At 63.7% G+C, this 21406-nt stretch carries 20 protein-coding genes; 5 read left to right on the top strand and 15 right to left on the bottom strand.

Annotated features, from left to right (window positions below):
• Positions 1-81: 81 nt before the first annotated feature.
• From RN01_RS14400 to RN01_RS14355, 10 genes are all read right to left on the bottom strand, one after another.
• The gene (locus tag RN01_RS14400; protein WP_017515360.1) at positions 82-552 is read right to left on the bottom strand and encodes an OsmC family protein; all 471 of its coding nucleotides are present in this window, start codon (positions 550-552) and stop codon (positions 82-84) included.
• Between the two features lie 135 nt (positions 553-687).
• Positions 688-3276, bottom strand: a complete 2589-nt coding sequence (clpB, locus tag RN01_RS14395) for an ATP-dependent chaperone ClpB (protein WP_024570459.1) — start codon at positions 3274-3276, stop codon at positions 688-690.
• 214 nt (positions 3277-3490) lie between these two features.
• The gene (locus RN01_RS14390) at positions 3491-5659 is read right to left on the bottom strand and encodes a D-(-)-3-hydroxybutyrate oligomer hydrolase (protein ID WP_024570458.1); all 2169 of its coding nucleotides are present in this window, start codon (positions 5657-5659) and stop codon (positions 3491-3493) included.
• 277 nt (positions 5660-5936) lie between these two features.
• Positions 5937-6317: a fluoride efflux transporter CrcB gene (crcB, locus tag RN01_RS14385; protein WP_008645434.1), complete on the bottom strand. Its 381-nt coding sequence runs from the start codon at positions 6315-6317 to the stop codon at positions 5937-5939.
• Entirely contained in the window at positions 6317-6808 is a 492-nt protein-coding gene (gene moaE / locus RN01_RS14380; RefSeq protein ID WP_017514548.1) for a molybdopterin synthase catalytic subunit MoaE, read from the bottom strand. The genes crcB and moaE overlap by 1 nt, the downstream gene beginning before the upstream one ends.
• Before the next feature lies 1 nt (position 6809).
• Positions 6810-7067 carry a molybdopterin converting factor subunit 1 gene (moaD, locus tag RN01_RS14375; RefSeq protein WP_011516687.1) on the bottom strand — a complete coding sequence of 86 codons (258 nt, stop codon included), beginning with the start codon at positions 7065-7067 and terminating at the stop codon, positions 6810-6812.
• Between the two features lie 2 nt (positions 7068-7069).
• Positions 7070-8305 carry a gephyrin-like molybdotransferase Glp gene (gene glp, locus RN01_RS14370; RefSeq protein ID WP_029700435.1) on the bottom strand — a complete coding sequence of 412 codons (1236 nt, stop codon included), beginning with the start codon at positions 8303-8305 and terminating at the stop codon, positions 7070-7072.
• 153 nt (positions 8306-8458) lie between these two features.
• Positions 8459-9904, bottom strand: coding sequence for a threonine synthase (gene thrC / locus RN01_RS14365; protein WP_024570456.1), 1446 nt, complete (start codon positions 9902-9904; stop codon positions 8459-8461).
• A 28-nt stretch (positions 9905-9932) separates the two neighbouring features.
• Positions 9933-11243, bottom strand: a complete 1311-nt coding sequence (locus tag RN01_RS14360; RefSeq protein ID WP_017514770.1) for a homoserine dehydrogenase — start codon at positions 11241-11243, stop codon at positions 9933-9935.
• 50 nt (positions 11244-11293) lie between these two features.
• Positions 11294-12523 (bottom strand): pyridoxal phosphate-dependent aminotransferase, encoded by a 1230-nt coding sequence (locus RN01_RS14355; protein ID WP_008650683.1) that lies wholly within the window; start codon positions 12521-12523, stop codon positions 11294-11296.
• 306 nt (positions 12524-12829) lie between these two features.
• Here RN01_RS14355 and RN01_RS14350 point away from each other — a divergent pair, with 306 nt between their 5' ends.
• The 5 genes from RN01_RS14350 (at position 12830) to RN01_RS14330 (ending at position 17269) form a co-directional block, all read left to right on the top strand.
• On the top strand, positions 12830-13210 hold the full coding sequence (locus tag RN01_RS14350; protein ID WP_017514771.1) for an Mth938-like domain-containing protein: 381 nt from the start codon (positions 12830-12832) through the stop codon (positions 13208-13210).
• Positions 13211-13423: 213 nt separating this feature from the next.
• Complete coding sequence (locus RN01_RS14345; RefSeq protein WP_008650681.1) at positions 13424-13885, top strand: peroxiredoxin; 462 nt, start codon at positions 13424-13426, stop codon at positions 13883-13885.
• 346 nt (positions 13886-14231) lie between these two features.
• Positions 14232-15926: a PhoH family protein gene (locus RN01_RS14340; RefSeq protein WP_017514380.1), complete on the top strand. Its 1695-nt coding sequence runs from the start codon at positions 14232-14234 to the stop codon at positions 15924-15926.
• A 161-nt stretch (positions 15927-16087) separates the two neighbouring features.
• On the top strand, positions 16088-16564 hold the full coding sequence (locus RN01_RS14335) for a hypothetical protein (RefSeq protein WP_017514379.1): 477 nt from the start codon (positions 16088-16090) through the stop codon (positions 16562-16564).
• Positions 16565-16612: 48 nt separating this feature from the next.
• Positions 16613-17269: a C40 family peptidase gene (locus tag RN01_RS14330; protein ID WP_017514378.1), complete on the top strand. Its 657-nt coding sequence runs from the start codon at positions 16613-16615 to the stop codon at positions 17267-17269.
• Positions 17270-17329: 60 nt separating this feature from the next.
• On the opposite strand, the gene RN01_RS14325 is transcribed toward RN01_RS14330, so the two are convergent.
• The 5 genes from RN01_RS14325 to rpsR all read right to left on the bottom strand — a co-directional run bounded on the left by RN01_RS14325 (position 17330) and on the right by rpsR (position 21404).
• The gene (locus tag RN01_RS14325; protein ID WP_008650677.1) at positions 17330-18340 is read right to left on the bottom strand and encodes an inorganic phosphate transporter; all 1011 of its coding nucleotides are present in this window, start codon (positions 18338-18340) and stop codon (positions 17330-17332) included.
• Positions 18341-18353: 13 nt separating this feature from the next.
• Positions 18354-18980 carry a DUF47 domain-containing protein gene (locus tag RN01_RS14320; protein ID WP_008650676.1) on the bottom strand — a complete coding sequence of 209 codons (627 nt, stop codon included), beginning with the start codon at positions 18978-18980 and terminating at the stop codon, positions 18354-18356.
• 150 nt (positions 18981-19130) lie between these two features.
• Entirely contained in the window at positions 19131-20522 is a 1392-nt protein-coding gene (locus tag RN01_RS14315; RefSeq protein WP_008650675.1) for a replicative DNA helicase, read from the bottom strand.
• A 120-nt stretch (positions 20523-20642) separates the two neighbouring features.
• The gene (rplI, locus tag RN01_RS14310; protein ID WP_008650674.1) at positions 20643-21095 is read right to left on the bottom strand and encodes a 50S ribosomal protein L9; all 453 of its coding nucleotides are present in this window, start codon (positions 21093-21095) and stop codon (positions 20643-20645) included.
• Between the two features lie 30 nt (positions 21096-21125).
• A complete protein-coding gene (gene rpsR, locus RN01_RS14305) occupies positions 21126-21404 on the bottom strand; it encodes a 30S ribosomal protein S18 (protein WP_006163606.1) in 279 nt (92 codons plus the stop codon).
• Positions 21405-21406: the final 2 nt, after the last annotated feature.

Here is a 21406-nt window from a genome sequence, read left to right as displayed (position 1 = left end):
GTATCGACGTAGGTGGCGTAGGTGGCGCCGATGGCGGCGCAACGCTAGAGCAGCCCCCGACGAGCAGCCCGCCTGCGAGAATCAGCCCGAAACGATGACGGGTTCGCACAGGATCGGAAAATTGACGGAATTGGCGATGTAGCACTTCTCGTGTGCCACGTGATGCAGGTGTTCAGCCTTGGCCGCGTCATCACCGGCGCGAATGGTGACCTGTGGGCGCAGCACGATCTCGGTGAATTTGGCCAGAGAGGTTCTGTCCGTCATCGTGCCTTCGGCCTGATCGACATAAGCCAGCACGGCGATGCCGGCGTCGGCGCACAGGTGCAGGTACCAGAGCTTGTGGCAGGCCGACACCGATGCCAGCAGCAGTTCCTCAGGATTCCAGCGGCTGGGGTCGCCCAGGAACGCTGGATCGGAGGAACCCGGAATCTCGGGCTTGTTGCCGGACCAGATCACGTGTTCGCGTCCGTAAGCGCGGTATCCCGACGTTCCGGTGCCGTGGTTGCCGGTCCATTCGACCGTCGTCTGGTACTTGTGCTCGCCGCGAGCCATGGGATTGCTCCTGAAGTGGGAGGAAAACTGCAAGGAGCCACCATTGTGGCGAAAAAAAGGGACCTCCGCAGAGGTCCCTTGATCAACCCGGCCAGACTACCCGGGCTGGAGATTGGCCGATGCAGCCGGCGCGTCTCAATGCACCATTCGCCCGAACGTGAACTCGCCGTCCACGTAGTCCACCGGCACGACATCCTTCGCGGCAAACCGGCCTTCCAGGATGGCCTTGGCCACCGGATTCTCGATCTGCTGCTGGATCGCGCGCTTGAGCGGCCGGGCTCCGAACACCGGGTCGTAGCCCGCGCTGGCGATCTTCTCCAGCGCGCGGTCGCTCACGTCCAGCGTCATGTCCATGCGGGCCAGACGGACCTGCAGGCGCTTGAGCTGGATCTTGGCGATCGACTCGATGTTCTTCTGGTCGAGCGCATGGAACACCACGACTTCGTCGATCCGGTTCAGGAACTCGGGCCGGAAATGCGTGCGCACCTCCTGCCATACCGCGCCCTTCACCGCCTCCTGCGGTTCGCCCGCCATCGACTGGATGATGTGCGAGCCCAGGTTCGACGTCATCACGATCACCGTGTTCTTGAAGTCGACGGTACGGCCCTGGCCGTCGGTCAGACGACCATCGTCCAGCACCTGCAGCAGCACGTTGAACACGTCCGGGTGCGCCTTCTCGACTTCGTCGAGCAGGATCACCGCGTACGGCTTGCGACGCACCGCCTCGGTCAGGTAACCGCCTTCGTCATAGCCCACGTAGCCCGGAGGCGCGCCGATCAGCCGGCTCACGCTGTGCTTCTCCATGAACTCGCTCATGTCGATGCGGATCAGGTGTTCCTCCGAATCGAACAGGAACTCGGACAGCGCCTTGCACAACTCGGTCTTGCCCACGCCCGTCGGCCCAAGGAACAGGAACGAGCCATACGGCTTGTTCTCGTCCGACAGACCGGCACGCGAACGGCGGATCGCATCGGACACCAGCCGCACGGCCTCGTCCTGACCCACCACACGCTGGTGCAGGCGATCTTCCATCTTGAGCAGTTTCTCGCGCTCGCCCTGCATCATCTTGGCCACCGGAATACCCGTGGCACGGCTGACGACCTCGGCGATTTCCTCGGCGCCGACCTGCGTGCGCAGCAGCTTGTTCTGCTGCTTCTGCTCGCTGGCCTCGGCCTTGGTTGCCGCCTGCAGCTTGCCCTCGAGTTCCGGCAGCTTGCCATACTGGAGTTCAGCCACCTTGTCGAGCTTGCCTTCGCGCTGCAGTCGGGTGATATCGAGCTTGATCTTCTCGATCTCCTCCTTCAGCGCGGCCGCACCCTGGGCGGCGCCCTTCTCGGCGCGCCAGATCTCATCCAGGTCAGCGTATTCCTTCTCGAGCCGGATGATTTCCTGCTCGATCAGTTCCAGACGCTTGCGCGATGCCTCGTCGGTTTCCTTCTTGACCGCCTCACGCTCGATCTTGAGCTGGATCGTGCGACGCTCAAGCTTGTCCATCGCCTCGGGCTTCGAGTCGATTTCCATCTTGATCCGCGCGGCAGCCTCGTCGATCAGGTCGATGGCCTTGTCCGGCAGGAACCGGTCGGTGATGTAGCGGTGCGACAGCTCGGCCGCGGCCACGATGGCCGGGTCGGTGATCTCCACCTTGTGGTGCAGTTCGTACTTCTCCTGCAGGCCACGCAGAATGGCGATCGTTGCCTCGACGCTGGGCTCATCCACAAGCACCTTCTGGAAGCGGCGCTCCAGCGCGGCATCCTTCTCGATGTACTTGCGGTATTCGTTCAGCGTGGTCGCGCCGATGCAATGCAGTTCGCCGCGCGCCAGCGCCGGCTTGAGCATGTTGCCCGCGTCGATCGCACCTTCGGCCTTGCCCGCGCCCACCATCGTGTGAATCTCGTCGATGAAGACGATGGTCTGGCCTTCGTCCTTGGCCACGTCGTTGAGCACGGCCTTCAGGCGTTCCTCGAACTCGCCGCGATACTTGGCGCCGGCCAGCAGCCCGGCCATGTCGAGCACGAGCACGCGCTTGTTCTTGAGCGTCTCCGGCACTTCGCCGTTGACGATGCGCTGTGCCAGCCCTTCGACAATGGCGGTCTTGCCCACGCCGGGCTCACCGATCAGCACGGGGTTGTTCTTGGTGCGGCGCTGCAGGATCTGGATCGCGCGGCGGATTTCGTCGTCGCGGCCAATCACGGGGTCCAGCTTGCCGGCACGCGCTCGCTCGGTCAGGTCGACCGTGTACTTCTTGAGCGCCTCGCGCTGCGACTCGGCGTCGGCGCTATTGACGGTATCACCGCCGCGCACGGCCGTGATCGCGGCCTCGAGCGACTTGCGCGACAAGCCGTTCTCGCGGGCGATCCGCCCCGTCTCGCCCTTGTCGTCAGACACGGCGAGCAGGAACAGTTCACTGGCGATGAACTGGTCGTTGCGCTTGATCGCTTCCTTTTCGGTGGCATTCAGCAGGTTGTTCAGGTCGCGGCCCACCTGGACCTCGTTCGTGCCCTGAACCTGCGGCAGGCGATGGATCGCCGCATCGAGCGCGCTCTGCAGGCCGCCCACGTTCACGCCAGCACGCGACAGCAGCGTGCGAGCCGCCCCATCGTCCTGCGCGAGCAATGCACGCAGCAGATGCTGGGGTTCGATGTATTGATTGTCATTACCCAGCGCCAGACTTTGCGCTTCTGCCAGCGCTTCCTGGAACCGGGTGGTCAGTTTGTCAATTCGCATTAGGAGCCCTCTCTCTCTAGGAAAGTGTGTCCTGATGCGAGGCCCGCGGCGGCTTCGGCTGCCGCCACATATGCCCAGCCGGACACGTTACTTCCGAAAGATAGGGCTTGGGAATGACATTTCAAGACATCGGCGACACACCCGTCATACATCGACCAAATTTCGGCCAAGTGCATGACGGGTAACGCGTATCGCCGGGCCTGGCGGCCACGTCTCAGTTGGGCACGTCCACGGTCGAGCCGATGACCGTGATCGCGTCGCCGGCCGCGGGTGTGGCAGCGATCGGCGGCACGTTCGACGGCTGGATCCTGGGGCCGACCGTGTCGGTGTCGGCACCTCCGCGCGGCGTGGTGCGCACCACCTGCGACGGCGGCAGCGGCGTACCGTCGCGCAGGTTGGCGTAGACCGCGTCGAGCGCCCGGTTCACGTAGACGTGCATGGGGATATAGCGCTTGGCATACCCGGGAATCACGTCGATGAACCCGTCGAAATGCTGGCCGTTGGTCACCTCGATGTACGAGAGCCGGCTGCTGGCGCCCTCGACGTGCTTGTTCAGCCCGAGATATGGCCGCGACGTGTGGTTCACCGGCAGCAGGCCGTCGCTGCGGCCCTGCACGATGACCGACGGTCGGCCGCCAAGGTTGCCCGTGCGATAGGTCTGGCCGATACCGGTCATCAGCGCCGGGTTGCGGGTGTCCAGCAGGCCACGCAGGCAGAGCGCGCCGTCGACATTACCGTCCGCCAACTTGGTCGAGGGCGAAATCGACGCGAAGTCACGCATCGCCCCGGACGGGTTGGCATCGTTCATCAGCGTCACCGCCGTAGTCGGCGGAATGCCGTTGCCAGTCGAGAACAGCCCCGCCAGCGCGGCCGCCGGGGCCGTGACGGGATTGGCCTGCGGCGGGCTGCCCGGCGAGGAAAAGCTGTAGTGGCAGAGCCGGTCCGTCACGCTGGCGCGCGCATAGGCATTGGCATAGGTCACCGAAATGGAACTGCCGACCTCCAGCGCCGAAAGCGACGCAAACAGGTCATCCGACTCTGGCTCCCAGCCGGCACGGTGCAACGCATCCAGCGCGGAGGTTGCCTGGGCGGACGTGCTGCCTCCGGCAATCTTCTTCTTGGCGGCCAGTGACGCGCATCGGTTGAGCGCGGCCTGTCCGGCCGTTTTGGCGAATGGCGCATTGCCCAGTTTGGCATCCTGGCTGGCGCAGAGCTGGTACAGGTTGGCAATCGTCGTGTAGTCATAAAGATGCTTGCCCGACGCCGCCACCGGCACGCCGCCGCGCTTGACGACCACACCTGCCGTTGGTGGCAAGTTCACATTCGGCTCCCCGACGGCCACGCCGTCGATCAACCCGCCGGTGTCCTGTTCCGCCGCTGCAATGGCCGCCCCGCCGCCATTCGAGATGGCCGACGCGATCACCAGCACATTGGACGGCGTGAACGTCGCCTGCCGCGTGCCATCGGTATTGGTCCTGCCGAACTTGTCGTTGACCGCCCACAGCGTGAACTGGATCGCCTGCAAGGTGTTAGCGCCCCAGTTCGCCTCCGGATTCTGCTGCGAGTGCGCGTGCTTGAACGCAAGCCGGTGCGGGGTGTTGGCATTGAAGCCCGCCAGCGTTTGAGAGGCACCGGGCTGTGCCGCGAACTGGGCCTGCGTGCCGGCGCCGGCCCGGGTCTGCCGGGTGCCGTCGATCAGCGGCACGGTGTCGCTGCCCAGGTCATGTGGCGCCGCGCCGGTGCCCTTGTCCGTATAGGCCACCGCGCAGTTGTGCTTGAGCCCCCACTCGCCCACGGCGATTCCGCCATAGACACCACGCGAGCCGGACGAAGTGGCGGAAATGATGCAGGGATGCTTCACATCGAACCCATCCGGAACCTGGGCCATGACCGTCACGTTTTGCCGGCCCGAGCCGTCATCGGCAAATGCGATGTACTCGGTACCCGGGACCTTGCCCTGGCCGGTCGTCACATTCCCCTTGGCGTCGACGTTGGGGCCGTAGAGCGAACCATAGCCGCCTGCGGCCTGGACATCCACGATCGCGCGGTAGTTGGCCCAGATCGCGTTACGGCGCAATTCCACGGCCGTCGGCGCGTTCGGATTGGCAAACGCCGGCGCTGCGGCCGCCAGTCCGTCCTTGCCCAGCCCCGCCGTCAGCAGGTCATCCGTGTTGCCGTCGTAGGATTTGACCCCGACGGGGCCGGATATGAATGCCGGCTTGACGTTGGGACCGGCGTTCCCGCCGCTCCCATTTGTGCCGAACCCGCCGCACGCAGCAACGGCAAGCGTGGCAACGGCGATGGCGATCGTGTTTCGGCGGTGCGCACGCCGGGTGCCATGGCCGTGCGAATGGGCGGACTGCGAGAGGTGGCGCTGCTGCATGGGTATGTCTCCTTGTTTTTATCGGCGGGATGGCGCGAACGCCATCCCGTCCAGGACTCGGTGAGACAACTGCAAACTGCGAAACAGGGGGAATTGCGGAGTGGCGCGGACCATGGTGAGGCGCTGGGAGGCGCGGCTTCATGCGAAGCTGCGCGCACCCGGCGATCTGGCCCGGCAATGTTATACGGTCTTGCGCCGCAGGAGCACGGCCTTGCGGTACGTAGTGTTACCTAAGGTCTACCCCGAAGCGCCTGTACAGAGCCCAGGGGACACGGCCTCAGGCCAGCGCGCGGTACGACCAGATGCCGAACGCGGTCAGCAGGAGCGATCCACCCAGATGCATCGCGAGGTGGAGCATGGCCCAGCGATAGTCACCGGCCATCAGATTGGCGATGACTTCGCTCGAAAACGTCGAGAACGTGGTCAGGCCGCCGAGAAAGCCCGTGACGGCCAGCAGGCGCCACTCAGGCGGCAAAGATGGGTGAGTTTCGAAGAACGCGACGGCCAGTCCGATCAGGTAGCCCCCGACCAGGTTCGATGCCAGCGTGCCATACGGCAGTGCCGGATTGATGGCGTTCCACGTGACCGAGAAAAACCAGCGCAGCCAGGCGCCGACGGCGGCACCGACGCCGACCGCCACGAAACCCATCGGGCCCATCATTCTTCCTTGTTATTGGCGGGATCCGCGTTGAACGATTCGATACCCCAGCGGCGCAGCGCGGCATCGTCCGAGACCCGCGCGTCGACCCAGCGCGCGCCTTCCGGCGTGTCTTCCTTCTTCCAGAAAGGTGCCTCGGACTTCAGGTAGTCCATGATGAACTCGCACGCCGCAAACGCGGCGCCACGGTGGGCCGAGGACACGGCAACCAGCACGATCTGGTCCAGCGGCTGCAGCAGGCCCACGCGATGCACGATGGTCACGCCAAGCAGCGGCCAGCGTCCGCGCGCCGCCGCCTCGATCGTCTCCAGCGCCTTCTCGGTCATGCCGGGATAGTGCTCGAGCTCCATCGTACTGACGCGCGTGCCTTCGCTGACATCGCGCACCGTTCCGATGAAGCTGGCCACCGCCCCAACGCCCGGATTGCCGGCGCGCAGCGCCGCCACTTCCGCGCCGAGATCGAAATCCTCGTGCTGAACGCGCACCGCCATCTCAGCCTCCGGTCACGGGAGGGAAAAAGGCCACCTCGCAGCCGTCGGCCAGCGGGGTGTCGGCACGTGCCACGGCGTGGTCCACGGCCATGCGCAGCGCGCGGCCATCGGCCAAAGCCTCGGTCCAGGCGCCGCCGCGTCCGCGCAGCCATGCGCGCAGGTCGCCAACCGTGCGAACCTCGGCGGGCACCTCGGCGCGTTCGGCGCCCTGCCCAACCTGTTCGCGCACGCTGGCGAAGTATCGGAGTTCTAGTTGCATGATCAGGCCAGCAAACTGGCAAATGGAATGAACTGCACAACGTCGCCGCGCTGGATGGTCTGGTTCGGCGGATTGTCGATCAGGCCATCGCCCCACACGGTGGACGTCAGCACGCCCGAACTCTGGTTCGGAAACAAGTCGAGGCCGCCAGCATCGTTGATGCGCGCGCGCAGGAATTCGTTGCGGCGATCGCCGCGTGACAGATCGAAATCCGCACGCAGCGGCAGACGACGCGGCGTCACGTCCGCGACGCCCTGCAGACGCAGGATGAACGGGCGCACGAACAGCAGGAATGTGACGAAGCTCGACACGGGATTGCCCGGCAGGCCCAGGAAAAACGCGGGCAGCTCGGTGCCGTTGGCCACCTGCCCGAAGGCCAGCGGCTTGCCCGGCTTGATCGCGATCTGCCAGAGGTCCAGCCGACCTTCCGCCGTGACGGCCGGACGGATATGGTCTTCCTCGCCTACCGATACGCCGCCCGACGTGATGATCAGGTCGTTGCCCTCGGCAGCGCGGCGCAACGTATCGCGCGTGGCTGCCAGCGTGTCCGGGACGATTCCGAAGTCAGCCACTTCGCAGCCGAGGTTCTCCAGCAGACCGCGCAGCGTGAACCGGTTCGAGTTGTAGATCGCACCGGGCTTGAGCGGCTCGCCGGGCATCGCCAGTTCGTCGCCGGTAAAGAACACGGCCACGCGCACGCGGCGGACCACGTCGAGCTTCGCCTGCCCCACCGACGCGGCCAGGCCCAGCGCCTGCGGCGACAGGCGCGTACCGGCGGGCAGGATCTCGCTGCCGGCCTCGATATCCTCGCCGGCACGACGAATCCACTCGCCCGATGCCGGTACATGATTGACGATCACCGCGTCGCCATCGGCCTGGCACTGCTCCTGCATCACCACCGCATCGGCGCCGGGCGGAATCAGGCCGCCGGTGAAGATGCGCGCGGCGGTACCCGGGGCCAGTTCGGTACCCACGTGGCCCGCCGGTATCCGTTGCGAGACTGGCAACCGCGTGCCCGGCGCCGGCACATCGGCGGCACGCATCACGTAGCCGTCCATCGACGTGTTATCGGCCGGCGGCACGCGCAACGCGCTGGTGACCCCGGCCGCCAGCACCCGGCCGTTGGCCTGCAGCGTATCGACAGTTTCAGAATCGGTGATCGGGCGAACGCCGGCCATCAGGGCATCGAGCGCCTGGGCCATCGTCAGCATCGGAGGGCGCGCAGCAGTCTGGGTCATGGGATGCGTGTGGGATTCAGGTTGGCTCCAAATGAAACAGCCCCCGGGCCGGGAAGCCTGGGGGCCGTGGCAGCGGAGCCCGGCAAACCCGATTGTAGCGAGTTGGCGCCGGACCGGCCGATCCTGCTGTGATAAGGGCTATTCGCCCTTCGATCACAAACCGGTGTGCTGGGCGATATACGCCTTCACGCTGTCCGCGTCGGCCGGCATCACCTCGAAGCGTTGCGGCAGCTTCTCGATACCGTCGAACGCAGCCGGACGTTCCGGCTCATGGCCCAAAGCCTCGTGGATTGTGTCGGCGAACTTGGCCGGCAGCGCGGTTTCCAGCACCACCATCGGCACGCCCGGCTGCAGGTACTCACGCGCCACCTTCACGCCGTCGGCGGTATGGGTGTCGATCGTCACGCCATAGCGCTGGTTCACGTCGCGGATCGTCGCCAGACGGTCCTGGTGCGAGCTGCGGCCGGAAACAAAGCCAAACTGGCCGATGCGAGCGAATTCCGGCGTGCCCGCCAGATCGAAGCCACCCTTGGTGTCGACGTCGCGGAACAGCGCCACCAGCTTGTCGGCATCCTGGCCCAGCAGATCGAACACGAAACGCTCGAAGTTCGATGCCTTCGAGATGTCCATGCTCGGGCTCGACGTGTGGTACGTCTGGGCCGAGGTCCGCACGCGATACGTGCCGGTGCGGAAGAACTCGTCCAGCACGTCGTTTTCGTTGGTGGCCACCACGAGCTTGTCGATCGGCAGGCCCATCATGCGCGCGATGTGGCCGGCGCAGACGTTGCCGAAGTTGCCCGACGGCACGCAGAACGACACCTTCTGTCCCGGACCGCTGGTCGCCAACAGCCAGCCCTTGAAGTAGTAGACCACCTGGGCGACCACGCGGGCCCAGTTGATCGAGTTGACGGTGCCAATGCGCTGGCGCGCCTTGAACGCATGATCGTTCGAGACGGCCTTGACGATGTCCTGAGCATCGTCGAACACGCCTTCGATCGCGATATTGAAGATGTTCGGGTCCTGCAGGCTGAACATCTGGGCGGTCTGGAACGCGCTCATCTTGCGGTGCGGGCTCAGCATGAACACGCGAATGCCTTCCTTGCCGCGCATCGCGTACTCGGCTGCGCTGCCGGTATCGCCGGAAGTTGCGCCAAGGATGTTCAGCTTCAGGCCCGCGCGCTTGAGCGCGTACTCGAACAGGTTGCCCAGCAACTGCATCGCCATGTCCTTGAAGGCCAGCGTCGGGCCGTTGGACAGGCCCAGCAGTTGCAGCTTCGTGCCGCCTTCTTCGCCCAGTGTGCGCAACGGCGTAATGTCGGCGGTGTTGTCGCCGGCCCGCGCGTTGCAGTACACGTCTGCCGTGTAGGTCTTGCGCGTCAGCGCGCGCAGGTCCTCGGCGGGGATGTCGTCACAGAAGCGCGACAGCACCTCGAACGCCAGGTCGGCGTACGGGAGCTTGCGCCAGGCTTCGAGTTCCTCGGCCGTGATCTGCGGGTACTGCTTGGGCAGGTACAAGCCGCCATCTGGCGCCAGGCCACCGAGCAGGATCTCGGAGAACGATTGCGGCACGTCATGGCCGCGCGTCGACTGGTAATTCATGAGGCGAGTCAGGTCCGTCTGTCAGCTATCAGTTCAGTTCTTCCATGCGCAGGCGCGTGACCGGCGACAGCACGGTCTGGAGCGCTTCGATGCTGCGAATCGCGGCATTGACGTGCTTCTCGCGCGTCAGGTGCGTCAGGATGATGATGTCGGTCTGCGGCTCGCCTTCGCGCGATTCCTTCTGCAGCATCGCATCGATGCTGATGCCGGCTTCCGCCAGGATGCGCGTGATCTCTGCCAGCACGCCGGTTTCGTCCGACACACGCATGCGCAGGTAGTACGAACTGGTGACTTCGTCGATCGGCAGCACGGGCACGCTCGACAGCTCGTCCGGCTGGAATGCCAGGTGCGGTACGCGGTGGTTCGGATCGGCGGTGTGCAGACGGGTCACGTCGACCAGATCGGCAATCACGGCCGAGGCGGTCGGCTCGGCGCCGGCGCCCTTGCCGTAGTACAGCGTGGCGCCTACGGCATCGCCCTGCACCAGCACGGCGTTCATGGCGCCTTCCACGTTGGCGATCAGGCGCGAGGCCGGCACCAGCGTCGGGTGCACGCGCAGCTCCACGCCTTCCTCGCGGCGACGGGTGATACCGAGCAGCTTGATGCGATAACCCAGTTCCTCGGCGTATTTGATATCGATGGCCGACAGCTTGGTGATGCCTTCCACGTGAGCGCGGTCGAACTGCACCGGCATCCCGAATGCGATCGCGCTCATCAGCGTGACCTTGTGCGCGGCGTCGATGCCTTCGATATCGAAGGTCGGATCGGCCTCGGCATAGCCCAGTTGCTGCGCTTCCTTGAGCACGGTATCGAAATCCAGACCCTTGTCGCGCATCTCGGACAGGATGAAGTTCGTCGTGCCGTTGATGATGCCGGCGATCCACTGGATGCGGTTCGCGGTCAGGCCTTCGCGCAGCGCCTTGATGATGGGGATGCCACCCGCCACTGCCGCCTCGAAGGCGACGATCACGCCCTTCTTGCGCGCGGCTTCGAAAATCTCGTTGCCATGCACGGCCAGCAGCGCCTTGTTGGCGGTGACCACGTGCTTGCCGTTCTCGATCGCCTTGAGCACCAGCTCGCGGGCGATGCCGTAGCCGCCAATCAGCTCGATGACGATGTCGATGTCCGGACGCGTCACCACTTCGTTCGCATCGCTGACGACGTCCACCGCCCCACCGGTCAGCTCGCGGGCGCGCTCGGTGTTAAGGTCAGCCACCACCGCAATCTCGATGCCGCGGCCTGCACGGCGACGAATTTCCTCCTGATTGCGCTTGAGCACGTTGAACGTGCCGCTACCGACGGTACCGATGCCGAGAAGGCCGACTTTGATGGGATTCATGAATGTCTGACTCTGGTTTGCTTGATTCTGAAATAGGGGCGTCCGGCGGCTCAGGCCGTACCGTGACGTTTGCGATAGCTTTCAAGGAAGCGGCCGACGCGGGTGATGGCCTCGCGCAGGTCTTCCTCGTGTGGCAGGAACACAATCCGGAAATGGTCCGGCGCGCCCCAGTTGAAGCCAGTACCCTGCACCAGCAGCACCTTCGATTCCTGCAGCAGTTCGTAAATGAACTCCTGATCGTCCTGGATCGGGTACATGGACAGGTCGAGCTTCGGGAACAGGTACAGCGCCGCCTTGGGCTTGACGCATGTAACGCCCGGAATCTTGGTAATCAGCTCGTAGGCCAGATCGCGCTGGCGGCGCAGGCGGCCGCCTTCGGTCACGAGGTCATTGATGCTCTGATACCCGCCCAGCGCCGTCTGGATCGCCCACTGGCCCGGCACATTGGCGCACAGGCGCATCGACGAGAGCATGTTCAGCCCTTCGATATAGTCGAGCGCGGGGCGCTTGTCGCCCGACACCACCATCCAGCCCGCGCGGTAGCCGCACGAACGGTAGTTCTTCGACAGGCCGTTGAAGGTCACGGTCAGGACGTCCGTGGACAGCGAGCCGATCGACGTATGCGTATTGCCGTCGTACAGGACCTTGTCGTAGATCTCGTCGGCGAAGATGATCAGGCCGTGCTCGCGCGCGATGGCCACGATCTCCTTCAGCAGTTCGTCCGAATACAGCGCCCCGGTGGGGTTGTTCGGGTTGATGATGACGATGCCGCGCGTGTTCGGGGTGATCTTGCGGCGGATATCATCGAGATCCGGCATCCACTCGTTGGCCTCGTCGCACACATAGTGCACCGGCGTGCCGCCGGACAAGCTCACCGCGGCCGTCCACAGCGGGTAGTCGGGCGCCGGCACCAGCATTTCGTCGCCACTGTTGAGCAGCGCATTCATCGCCATCACGATCAGCTCGGACGCGCCGTTGCCCACATAGATGTCATCCAGCCCCACGCCCTGGATCTTCTTTTCCTGGGTGTAGTGCATGATCGCCTTGCGCGCGGCGAAGATGCCCTTGGAATCCGAGTAACCCGCCGAATTGGGCAGGTTGCGCATCATGTCCTGCTGGATCTCCTCCGGCGCGTCGAAGCCGAACACCGCCAGGTTGCCGATGTTCAGCTTGATAATCTTGTGCCCCTCTTCCTCCATTTGCTTGGCCTTTTCCAGCACCGGGCCGCGGATGTCATAGCAAACGTTCTGGAGCTTGTGCGATTTCTGGATGGGTTTCACGGCGGTGTTGGCGATGTCAGGGCAAGCTGCCGGTCTCTGGCGGCAGCGGAATCTGGGAATCTCTGGATTGTCCTGCGCGTCTGGCGGCGCGTCCGCAATGAGGCTCGCGAGGCGTGGCAGACCTGGAGGCAAAAGCTATAAGATATCGGATTATGACAGACTTCGGCACGGATTCTTGCATTGCGGCGAGCGTTTTGCCCTCCCGCGCGCACGATCCTGCCACCAACCCGTCGCCAGTCTCCTGCTACGGCCACCCTTCTGCACCGGGTGGCTCGCCGGACACATCCCGACGGCATGAGGCCCCACTTGAAACTCCACGCCGACCAACCCCAAAGCCTCAATACCGTGACCGGCTACGGTCCCGGCTATATAGAAATCAATGCGATCCGGCACGAAACGGCGGTGCTCGTGATGCCCGAAGGCAACGTCGAGCCATGGCCGGTCAGCCGTTTCGAGGACCTGGAACCCGCCCATTTCGAAGCCTTGCTGAAAAAATCGCCCGAAGTCGTGCTGCTGGGCACCGGCAGCAAGCTGCGCTTTCCCCACCCGCGCCTGACCGCCGCCCTCTCCCGCCTGCATATCGGCGTGGATGCAATGGACTTGCAGGCCGCATGCCGCACCTACAATATCCTCATGGCCGAGGGCCGCAAGGTTGCGGCGGTGCTGCTGGTGGAGCCGGCTGCCTGACTTGCCGGAGCTCGGCATCGGGCAACCTGATGTGCCAGCGCGTACCGCCGGGGCCGGGGCCGGGGCCGGGGATTCCCACCGGGTTCGGTTTACGCCACGCTTGAAGTCCGTAGAACTGCCCCAATCTGCACTCGCCATGGCCGCAAAGCCCGAGGCCGACATCGGGCTGCCGCCGTCACCGATGATGCACGCCATCCCAGGAGAGCCACCAGCATGACCGTCAGTCTCAACAAGGCCATTCCCGACTTCCAGGCCCCCGCCACCGGTGGGGACTTCCGTCTTGCCGACCAGCGCGGCAAGACCACGGTGCTGTACTTCTACCCGAAGGACAACACGCCGGGTTGCACCACGGAGGCGATGAACTTCCGCGATCAGTACGAAGATTTCGAGAAGGCTGGCGCCGCGGTTTACGGCATCTCTCGCGACAGCATGAAGTCGCACGAGAACTTCAAGGCCAAGCTGGAGTTGCCGTTCGAACTGATCTCGGACGCCGACGAGGCGATCTGCCAGCTCTTCGATGTCATCAAGATGAAAAAGATGTATGGCAAGGACGTGCGCGGCATCGAGCGCAGCACGTTCATCCTCGATGCCAAGGGTGTCCTGCGCCACGAAATGCGCGGCATCAAGGTACCGAATCACGTGGACGAAGTGCTGGAGATCGTCAAGGGGATGTGACCGGAGACATCCTCGCGACAGCGATGCAACAGTGACGCAACGATGCGTTTTCGCCTGATTGCCAAACCGGAATCGTTCGGGTAGATTGGGTCGTAATGCGTTCAGATCCCAGTTGCCACGCTGCCGTATCGGTCCAGCCCAGCAGGCTCAGTCCCCGGGCTGGTAGCGGACCTGCCGCGTCGCGGGTCCGCAAGCAAGCCGCCATCCCTGTCCACCAGGTCTGGCGGCTTTTTTGTTTGCCTACCCCCTCAACCTCACTCTACGGTTTTCCGGTTTTCTGCCGTTCGTTGGCGTTGATGCGCCAGCCATTCCGCCCCCGTCTGTTCCCCTGAAAGGAAAGCCAAGCATGCCGCTGCCTACCATGCCCGCCAAGCCTGCCCAACTGCTGGACCCGAGCGAATTCGCCCCGGTCACACTGCCCAAGGCCAAAGTCGCGCAGGGTAAGAAACCTGTGCCGGCCCTCGAGCGTGTGGCATTGCTCGAGACCGGCGACACCAATGCGCCTGCCACCGCGCGCGCTGGCAGCACCACCCGGGCCAAGACCACCGAAGCCCCGGCATCGACCAAGGCTCCGACCCCGACGCCAGCCGTCAGCCTGGTCCAGCCCGGCGCCAGCCCCACGCGCCGCGCGCGCAAGGCCACCGGCCCGAGCAAGCTGTTCGTCCTCGACACCAACGTGCTGATGCACGATCCGTCGTCGCTGTTCCGCTTCGAAGAGCATGACATCTATCTGCCGATGATGACGCTCGAGGAACTGGACAACCACAAGAAAGGCATGAGCGAAGTCGCGCGTAACGCGCGCACGGTCAGCCGGACGTTGGACCAGCTCGTGGGAGGTACCGACGGCGTGCTCGACGAAGGGCTGCCGCTGGCCAAGCTCGGCAATCGCGATGCCCAGGGCAAGCTGTTCTTCCAGACGCGCCTGAACGACATCAAGCTGCCGGAAGGCCTGCCGCAAGGCAAGGCGGACAACCAGATCCTTGCAGTGGTGAGCGCCCTGCAGCAGCAGTACCCGGACCGCCAGGTCGTGCTGGTGTCGAAAGACATCAACATGCGCATCAAGGCGCGCGCCCTGGGCCTGCCCGCCGAGGACTACTTCAACGACCAGGTCCTGGAAGACAAGGACCTGCTCTACTCGGGCGTGCTTCAGTTGCCCAACGATTTCTGGGCCAAGCACGGCAAGGGCGTGGAAAGCTGGCAGGATCCGAAATCCGGCACGATGTTCTATCGCCTGACCGGGCCGCTGGTGCCGTCGTTCCTGGTCAACCAGTTCGTCTACCTGGAGCCGATGGACGGCAGCCTGCCGCTCTACGCGCAGGTCAAGGAGATCAACGGCAAGACCGCCCTGCTGCAGACGCTGAAGGACTACACCCACAACAAGAACAATGTGTGGAGCGTGGTAGCCCGCAATCGCGAGCAGAACTTCGCGCTGAACTTGCTGATGAGCGCGGACGTGGACTTCGTCACGCTACTCGGCCAGGCTGGCACCGGCAAGACGCTGCTGGCGCTTGCAGCCGGCCTCGAGCAGGTGCTGGACCAGAAACTCTACAACGAGATCATCGTCACGCGCGCCACCGTGCCCGTGGGCGAGGATATCGGATTCCTGCCCGGCACCGAGGAAGAGAAGATGCAGCCCTGGATGGGCGCGTTCGACGACAACCTCGAGGTACTGCAGAAGAGCGACGACAGCGCAGGCGAGTGGGGCCGTGCCGCCACGCAGGAGTTGATCCGTTCGCGCATCAAGGTCAAGAGCATGAACTTCATGCGCGGCCGCACCTTCGTGAACAAGTTCGTGATCATCGACGAGGCGCAGAACCTGACGCCGAAGCAGATGAAAACACTGGTCACGCGGGCGGGCCCTGGCACGAAGATCGTCTGCCTGGGCAACATCGCGCAGATCGACACACCTTACCTTACCGAAGGTTCGTCCGGCCTGACGTACGTGGTGGACCGCTTCAAGGGCTGGAGCCACAGCGGTCATGTGACGCTGGCACGCGGGGAACGCTCGCGCCTGGCCGACCACGCCGCTGACGTACTGTAGGATCGGAGCTTGCAACGCCAAGCCCGCGGCTCTGGCCATCCAGACCGCGGGCGGCACGCTGCCGGGCGTGGCAACGCAAACGGCGTCGGTGTCTTGCTGACAGCCAGGACCACATGGCCCGGTTATGATTTCCGGGTACGCATGTTAATACGGAGGCGTCGATGGACAAGCAGGAAGCGTTCAATCGGTATCTCTCGAACAGCAGAACGCTGTTCTCGCGAACTGCCCGCGTAACGCGGCGCAGGCGCGTCATCGCTGCAACGCTGGTGGGCATGGCCGTGACGATTGGGGCCGCACTGTGTCCTGCATTTGCGGCCGACGAGATGGTGATTCGCACCATGGGCCCCGTCAGCTACGTCTGTGGCGGCATTGCCGCGGATGAACGCGCGAAACTGGCGGCTCAGGAAAAGAACTTCAACATGAGTATCCTGTTCACCCAGGCTGATGGCGAATACCTGTCCGACGTTGACGTAAAGATGACATTGGAAGGCCAGCCCGTGGCCAATTTCAAGGCCGGCGGCCCTCGCTGCCTCATACGTGCGCCCGAAGGCAGCTACAATATCGAGGCCAGTTACAAGGGTCAGACAAAGTCCATCAAGATCACCACCGGCACGCGTAACGCGCAAATGCGCTGGTAGGCAATCGTGGGAATGGACGCATGACCCGGCAACCGAATCAGAAGAAGGATGCCGCAGCGCCCGTTTCACTCACCCTCTCGCCGGCTTTCACTATCCGCACTGTGCGCAGCGGCACTACTGCTCGCCGCCTGCGCCGGCGGGCCGCCCGCACGTCAGGGCGCGTCACTGCCCCGCACACCGGGCAAGCCAATCGTCGATCCCAGCGCCGGACTCGAAGAAGTCTCGATCCAGGCAATGTCCCTCGTCGGCACACCATACCGCTACGGCGGAAACACGCCTGATTCCGGATTCGATTGCAGCGGCCTGGTCCGTTACGTGGTCCAGCGCGCCGCCAGCGTCAACCTGCCACGCACCACCGAGCAAATGGGACAACGTGGCACGGCACTCGATCGGCGCGATGTCGCATCGGGCGATCTTGTCTTCTTCAACACCACGGGACGCGCCAACTCCCATGTCGGCATCTATGTCGGGCAGAATCGCTTTGTCCACGCCCCGGCCACCGGTGGCACCGTCCGGCTGGAAGACATGACCAAGTCGTACTGGGCGTCGCGCTACAACGGCGCGCGGCGCGTCGTGGCCGCCGGCAGCCTCGATATGACCCCGGTTCCCAGCCCAGTCCCTTCAGCCCCAGTCACCCCAGTCACCCCACTCGCCCCACTCGCCCCGGACGACGACGATCCGATCGCCGCATTCGCGAACCGGTAAACGAACAAGCCAGGCACGAAGCCTGGCTTGTCATTGGGATTCCGCTCGCGCTTGCCAGCGTTACAGAATCTGCTTGCCGATCCACCAGGCAATGGCGGACATAAATGCCGAGGCCGGAATCGTCAGGACCCAGGCCCACACGATGTTGCCCGCCACGCCCCAGCGCACGGCCGACATCTTCTGAGCCGAGCCAACGCCGACGATCGCACCGGTGATCGTATGTGTGGTCGACACCGGCACACCCAGCGCGGAAGCAATGAACAGCGTGATCGCACCGCCTGTCTCCGCACAGAAGCCACCCACGGGCTTCAGCTTGGTGATCTTCTGACCCATCGTGCGCACAATCCGCCAACCGCCGAACAGCGTGCCCATGCCGATGGCCAGGTAGCAACTCACAATCACCCACATCGGCGGCGCGGCGCCACCCACTGCGACATGACCGCTGGCAATCAACAGCATCCAGATAATGCCGATGGTCTTCTGCGCGTCATTACCGCCATGACCCAGGCTGTAGAGCGACGCGGACACCAGTTGCAGGCGACGGAACCAGCGATCCACGCGCGACGGCGGCGTGCGGAAGAACGTCCAGCCGACGATCACCATCATGATCGAACCCAGGATGAAGCCGAGCAGCGGCGAGATCAGGATAAACGCGACGGTCTTGAGCAGGCCGTTGCCGACCAGCGCGCCCGTGCCTGCCTTGGCCACCGCGGCACCCACCAGCCCGCCGATCAGCGCGTGCGAGGACGACGAAGGGATGCCATACAGCCAGGTAATCACGTTCCAGGCAATCGCCCCAACTAAGGCACCGAAAATCACGTAGTGATCGACGATATTGACGTCGATGGTTCCGGTACCGACTGTGGCTGCCACCTTGAGGTGGAAAATAAAGATGGCGATCACGTTGCACATGGCCGCCATGGCCACGGCATGGTGCGGCTTGAGCACGCCCGTGGAAACCACCGTGGCGATCGAGTTGGCCGCGTCGTGGAAGCCGTTCATGAAGTCGAACAGCAGCGCAAGCGCGACCAACAGGCCGATCACCCACAAGCTCATTTGAACAGTATGCATGCGAGTACGCGCCTCAGGCGTTTTCCAGGACGATGCCTTCGATGATGTTGGCCACGTCCTCGCACTTGTCGGTAATGGACTCGAGCTGTTCGTAGATCGCCTTCAGCTTGATCAGACGCTTGACGTCGGTTTCCTCGCGGAACAGCTTCGACATCGCCGAGCGCATCACACGATCGGCCTCGGATTCGAGCTGGTCGATCTGCTGCGTGGTCTTCAGGATCGCACTGGCGTTGCCCATGTCTTCGAGCAGCGCAACGGCAATCTTCACCTGATCGCAGCACTGCACGCAGATCGCCGCCAGACGACGGGCCTCGTCGGTCAGGCTCGTCACGTCGTACAGCGAAATCGTCTCGGCCACATCCTCCATCAGGTCCAGGATGTCATCCATGGTCGTGATGAGCTTGTGGATCTCGTCGCGGTCCAGCGGGGTGATGAACGTCTTGTGCAGCAGGTCGATCGTGTCATGCGTGACGCGGTCCGCCTTCTTTTCGGTGGCCTGCACGCGCCGGGCATGGGCTTCGGCGTTGGGCAGGTCGTTGACCAGCGCCTCCAGCTCATGGGCGGCAGTCACCGCGCAATCGGCGTGCTGGTTGAAATATTCGAAGAACTTGCCCTCGGTGGGCATGAATCGACCGAACATGAAATGTCCTTGTGGCGCGCCTCAGGGCCGCGCTTGGTTGTTTTGCAAATGGGATGCAGGGCAAATTGCATGACAGCCGCGCGAGGGCGGCTGTCATCAAAGCGCAATATTTTACAGGTATGCGTCGCCCTGCGGGGTAATCACGGCGAATCAGGTGTCGTTGTCGAAGAACGCCGGACCACCGCTAAAGTTGTCAAATTTCGTGAATTGACCCAGGAACGTGAGCCTAACGGTACCGATTGGACCGTTACGCTGCTTGCCGATGATGATCTCGGCCGTGCCCTTGTCTTGCGAATCCGGGTTGTAAACTTCGTCGCGATAGATGAACAGAATCACGTCGGCATCCTGTTCGATGGCGCCCGACTCTCGCAAGTCGGACATCACGGGGCGCTTGTTCGGGCGCTGCTCCAGACTGCGGTTCAGCTGCGACAAGGCAATGACCGGGCAGTTGAGCTCCTTGGCCAACCCCTTCAGCGAACGCGAGATCTCCGAGATCTCGGTGGCACGGTTCTCGCCGCTACCCGAACCCGACATCAGCTGGAGGTAATCGATGATGATCAGGCCAAGCTGCCCGCATTGCCGCGCCAGACGGCGGGAACGGGCACGCAACTCCATGGGATTCAGCGCCGGCGTCTCATCGATGAACAACTGCGCGTCGTTCATGCGCTGAATCGAGTGCGTCAAGCGCGGCCAGTCCTCGTCGAGCAGTCGACCGGTACGCAGGCGATGCTGATCGAGGCGCCCCACCGAGCCCAGCATACGCATGGCCAACTGGACGCCCGCCATTTCCATCGAGAAGACCGCTACAGGCAGCCCCTGCTCGACGGCCACGTGCTCGCCAATATTCAGTGAGAATGCCGTCTTACCCATCGAGGGGCGCCCTGCCACGATGATCAGATCCCCCGCCTGCATACCACTGGTCATGCGGTCGAGGTCGATGAAACCGGTGGGTACGCCGGTCACATCGCTGGTGGAGTCACGGTGGTAAAGCTCGTCGATCCGCTCGACCACCTGCGTCAGCAGCGGCTGGATCTCCTGGAAGCCCTTCTGGCCACGCGCGCCCTCTTCGGCAATGGCGAATACTTTCGACTCGGCTTCGTCGAGCAGTTCACGCACCTCACGCCCCTTGGGCGCGAAGGCCGCCGACGCGATGTCATCGGCGACGGTCACGAGCTTGCGCAGCACCGCACGTTCGCGCACGATTTCCGCGTAACGACGGATATTGGCCGCACTCGGCGTGTTTTGCGCCAGCGAGTTCAGGTAAGCCAGCCCTCCGACCTCCTCGGCCTTGCCGGCTCCCTGGAGCATCTCGAAGACAGTGATCACGTCGGCCGGCTTGGTCGCCGAGATCAGGCGGGCAATGCTCTGAAAGATCAGCCGATGGTCGAAACGATAGAAATCGGCTTCGGAAATGAAGTCGGCAATCCGGTCCCAGGCGGCGTTATCCAGCAGCAACCCGCCAAGTACCGATTGCTCGGCCTCGATGGAATGCGGTGGAACCTTGAGACTGTCTAGTTGGGGATCTGCGGCGGGCGCGTTCATGGGGGGCAATTATAGCGGCGCTGAAGGCCGCGCAAACAAAAAAGGCAGGAGCGCAGCTCCTGCCTTTCTGTGCATCGCGTACGCCAAACCGAGCTGGCGCACTGCTTCGCGGGGTACGGCTTAGACGTGCTCGCCCAGAACGGCCACGGTCACATCCACCACCACGTCGGTGTGCAGAGCAACGCTGACCGGGTGGTCGCCAACAACCTTCAGCGGGCCGGACGGCATGCGAACCTGAGCCTTCTCCAGCTTGAAGCCTTGGCCAGCCAGGGCTTCAGCGATGTCGGCGTTGGTCACCGAACCGAACAGACGGCCGTCCACACCCGACTTCTGGGTGATCTGGACGGTCAGGCCGTTCAGCTTCTCGCCTTCGGCTTGAGCGGCAGCCAGCTTTTCGGCGGCGGCCTTTTCCAGCTCGGCGCGCTTCACTTCGAATTCGGCGATGGCGCTTTGCGTTGCGCGGCGCGCGCGCTTGGTCGGGATCAGGAAGTTACGAGCGTAACCGTCCTTCACGCGAACGATGTCACCCAGGCTACCCAGGTTGATGACTTTTTCCAGCAGAATGACTTGCATCGTGTATTTCTCCTTGCGGTCCTGGGACTATCAGTTCTTGTGCAGGTCGGTGTACGGCATCAGCGCCAGGAAGCGGGCGCGCTTGATGGCCGTATCCAGCTGACGCTGATAGTGAGCCTTGGTACCGGTCAGGCGAGCCGGCGTGATCTTGCCGTTGTCGCCGATGAAGTCCTTCAGCGTGTCCAGATCCTTGTAGTCGATCTGTTCGACGCCTGCCACGGTGAAGCGGCAGAAGCGCTTGCGCTTGAACAGCGGGTTCTGTTGCTGAAAGCGCTTCTTGTTCTTGTTGTCACGTTTGACGAATGCCATGA

Origin of the sequence: Cupriavidus sp. SHE, assembly GCF_000812445.1 — a bacterium.
Taxonomy (GTDB): Bacteria; Pseudomonadota; Gammaproteobacteria; order Burkholderiales; family Burkholderiaceae; genus Cupriavidus; species Cupriavidus metallidurans.
Note: the sequence above shows the minus strand (reverse complement) of the source record. Positions and strands in the feature narration are given on the sequence as shown.

Excerpts from the sequence above, each read along its gene's own strand:
- RN01_RS14400 (WP_017515360.1), bottom strand. The coding sequence starts at position 552 with ATGGCTCGCGGCGAGCACAAGTACCAGACGACGGTCGAATGGACCGGC.
- clpB (WP_024570459.1), bottom strand. The coding sequence starts at position 3,276 with ATGCGAATTGACAAACTGACCACCCGGTTCCAGGAAGCGCTGGCAGAA.
- RN01_RS14390 (WP_024570458.1), bottom strand. The coding sequence starts at position 5,659 with ATGCAGCAGCGCCACCTCTCGCAGTCCGCCCATTCGCACGGCCATGGC.
- crcB (WP_008645434.1), bottom strand. The coding sequence starts at position 6,317 with ATGGGCCCGATGGGTTTCGTGGCGGTCGGCGTCGGTGCCGCCGTCGGC.
- moaE (WP_017514548.1), bottom strand. The coding sequence starts at position 6,808 with ATGGCGGTGCGCGTTCAGCACGAGGATTTCGATCTCGGCGCGGAAGTG.
- moaD (WP_011516687.1), bottom strand. The coding sequence starts at position 7,067 with ATGCAACTAGAACTCCGATACTTCGCCAGCGTGCGCGAACAGGTTGGG.
- glp (WP_029700435.1), bottom strand. The coding sequence starts at position 8,305 with ATGACCCAGACTGCTGCGCGCCCTCCGATGCTGACGATGGCCCAGGCG.
- thrC (WP_024570456.1), bottom strand. The coding sequence starts at position 9,904 with ATGAATTACCAGTCGACGCGCGGCCATGACGTGCCGCAATCGTTCTCC.
- RN01_RS14360 (WP_017514770.1), bottom strand. The coding sequence starts at position 11,243 with ATGAATCCCATCAAAGTCGGCCTTCTCGGCATCGGTACCGTCGGTAGC.
- RN01_RS14345 (WP_008650681.1), top strand. The coding sequence starts at position 13,424 with ATGACCGTCAGTCTCAACAAGGCCATTCCCGACTTCCAGGCCCCCGCC.
- RN01_RS14340 (WP_017514380.1), top strand. The coding sequence starts at position 14,232 with ATGCCGCTGCCTACCATGCCCGCCAAGCCTGCCCAACTGCTGGACCCG.
- RN01_RS14335 (WP_017514379.1), top strand. The coding sequence starts at position 16,088 with ATGGACAAGCAGGAAGCGTTCAATCGGTATCTCTCGAACAGCAGAACG.
- RN01_RS14330 (WP_017514378.1), top strand. The coding sequence starts at position 16,613 with ATGCCGCAGCGCCCGTTTCACTCACCCTCTCGCCGGCTTTCACTATCC.
- RN01_RS14325 (WP_008650677.1), bottom strand. The coding sequence starts at position 18,340 with ATGCATACTGTTCAAATGAGCTTGTGGGTGATCGGCCTGTTGGTCGCG.
- RN01_RS14320 (WP_008650676.1), bottom strand. The coding sequence starts at position 18,980 with ATGTTCGGTCGATTCATGCCCACCGAGGGCAAGTTCTTCGAATATTTC.
- RN01_RS14315 (WP_008650675.1), bottom strand. The coding sequence starts at position 20,522 with ATGAACGCGCCCGCCGCAGATCCCCAACTAGACAGTCTCAAGGTTCCA.
- rplI (WP_008650674.1), bottom strand. The coding sequence starts at position 21,095 with ATGCAAGTCATTCTGCTGGAAAAAGTCATCAACCTGGGTAGCCTGGGT.
- rpsR (WP_006163606.1), bottom strand. The coding sequence starts at position 21,404 with ATGGCATTCGTCAAACGTGACAACAAGAACAAGAAGCGCTTTCAGCAA.